Consider the following 2,705-nt stretch of genomic DNA (forward strand, 5'->3'; position numbering starts at 1 on the left):
GTCTGGACCAAGAAAAAGGTCCGTCAACGCCGTTTCAAAGGCCGCCGTATCACTCAGCTCTGATTCCGGGTACTAGGGACGGTGCCATCTGGAGCATGTCTCTGGTCGTCTATCTCGAGCCGCGCTGCTACAAGTTCATACGATCACAGCGTTTATACGTCTCAAGATCGGCCCGAGTGCCACATTGCGCCGCACACGTTCGAGAGCCACAGGACGTAAGCCTGCGTGCGAGAGAAAAAGCAAGCCTCCAGCTAAACTCGAGACGCAAGGGTATTGCCGCCATTGTCCATCAACGCCGTTTTCCCGCGCGGGGTGCTTGCAACGTCTATTGCTTCACCTAACCCAACCCGCTAGCTGACACCGGACAAGCTTCGCCGAACATCGCAAGTTTGCGCCGGCAGTTAGCTCGTCGTATCGAAGCATGGATTTCGCATTCGGTCGGCAAGAACCTCTGGATGATCCCGTATAGCGGTGCCGCGGCGGTTAAGTGCCTGGCGGTCGCCTGGTTGCGCGAGCCGCCGAGATGGTTCTAATAGATCATATACGCCAGCCGGCCGAATCGGCTTCCAGCCGTCGAGGGCATCCACCGCGATTCAAAGTCGCTTTCATGTGGCCCGTCCAGAAGCGCTCGTTGGCTCAGAGGGCAGGGCCGTCAACAGGCCGAGCAGGCTGCCAGTGAAGCCTTCGAAGCAGGGTAGAAGCGATCGCCCGTTCCAGCGGCTTGGAGAATCTTAAACAATTATTGAATGTTGATTGCTGCTCCATGTACGTGCGCTCACCGACTTTGCCGCCGCCAGCCATCTACGCGCAGCCGGCACCATCCTCCATCCGATCGCCCCAGTTCTCAGCCTCTGGGCCGGCACCGGTGGGCAAAGCGACAGCACACGGACGCGCGCTTTACAGCCTATGGGCTCTGGCCGTATCGCGTTCACTGCCTCCTTTGCTGCCACGTTACCAAATGAGGTAGGTATCGCGTGTTGGCAATTGTGGTACCTTGTAGGGGATGATCGAAATGAGCGGCGAACAACTTAGTACGTTATAAGCCCTTCAAGCTAGGAGATCTCGAATGGCACCGAATGCAAGCGAAGACGAGAAACGCGAGCGGCGGCCACATGTCGGGCACGACCCGGCTCTGATATCTGGCGCTTCCGCCGATGGCGCTGGGAAATCTACGACAGCCGCATCGCCTAGTCCATTTACTTTTCGGGAATGGCAGAGCTCGATTGAAGCGACAAGCAACCTGTTCGCTGCGGCCCTGAAGGACGGACTAGGTTTGGCGGCTTCCTCCCTGCACGATCAGGCCACCTTTCTGAAGGATATCGCGGACTCCAAAACTTCCTCGGAGCTGTTGCGGTGTCACCTGGATTTTCTGGAGAAATTCTGGTCGAGGTCGTTCAGCGCCGGCTCGAAGATATTGGATCATCTCAAGCCACAGCCATCACCCGCGGGAAGGCAGGCGCTTCACTGAGCTTGCGATAAGAGCCCGATCGCAGCTACTTCCTCCAGAGCCGAGGGCATATGTCGCCCACTGACGAGGGTGTGGGTCGCTTTAGTGGCTTCAGCTCACCCGCCAAATCCCACGATTGCTCTGAACTCAAGATGCCGCGAGTTATCTAAGATTCGTTTGCCATAGATACCTCTCTTTTTGTCGAATAGAGCTTTTCTTAGGCGGAGGCAGGCAACCGCTGTCCGCTCAAGGGGGCGCAGATCCGGTTGGCGGCCGATGCCGGGATGAGTGATGACGTGATCGCCACAAGCCTGGGCGTCGGCCACTTGGCGGTCTCCCACCCTTCGACGTTTTTGTCGAAGGCAACCTGGCGGAGAACCAGAGCGAAGAGCCGCCTACCGGGCAGAGCGCGAACTCAACGACAAGGAAGAGGCCCTTCTGGTGGCCACCGCCTGCGGCCCTCCGGCAGGCCGGGCGCTGGACACCGGAGCTGCTAGCTGGCGAATGCTCAGGCTGACGTGGTACCAAGCGTGCCGCCGGAACGTCGTTCTCACGCTTGACTGCAACTTGCCCACACGGGCCGCTTTCGTTTTGGGAATTGCCGGGTCTCGTCAGCTTTCAGTAAGCCAGCCCGGATACAGAGCCGTTGTGGTTAACGGGACGTGGCAGGGACAGCGCTATCTATCCAGAACGGTCAGCGCCGAGTCACGCTTTCCGCTAAACTCAACGGCAGCGCGGAGCGGCAGGGATAGTGCCTTTATCCAGCCCCCCAGGTCGGTAGGCGCCAGGCCGCGCCCGCGCTGTTTCCTGTCGCTGACCTTCTGTAGTCGGCTTTAAGCGTTCAGGGGGTGGAACATGGACGGCTTCAACTCAACATCCTCGCCTTATGCGCCGCAAGTGCGGCGCAACCAGCCGCTGCCAAGTTTGTCTCTTTATGGGCCCCCGAGCTGGCAGCAGGGAGATCCGTGGGCGCCGGAAGACCTCAAGTTGCGAATGGGTTTGCACAAGCTTCTGCCCCATCCGGATCTGAGCCAAATAAAAGTCTTACTCTCGGGGACGTGAACTAAACAGCCGGTATCGGGCCGCCAGGCTCGGAACACGAGATTTTTCTCCGCAGAAACTGAACTAGCTCCCGATTGAAGTCAGCCAAGGCGGCGAGTCGCCCGCGCTGCCTGCGATCCGAGTCGATCGTTAATAAGCCGAATTGGGCTGAACTGGACAGTTGAGCGTTGGCCAGAGTGAGAGCAGGAAGAGGGAC

Annotated in this window: 1 protein-coding gene; it reads left to right on the plus strand. The window is 58.8% G+C overall.

Going from position 1 to position 2,705, the window contains the following annotated elements:
• Positions 1-1,066: 1,066 nt before the first annotated feature.
• Positions 1,067-1,468 (plus strand): hypothetical protein, encoded by a 402-nt coding sequence (locus IF809_RS38335; protein ID WP_014497933.1) that lies wholly within the window; start codon positions 1,067-1,069, stop codon positions 1,466-1,468.
• The last annotated feature ends 1,237 nt before the right edge of the window (positions 1,469-2,705 follow it).

This window comes from Bradyrhizobium sp. UFLA06-24 (genome assembly GCF_054967145.1).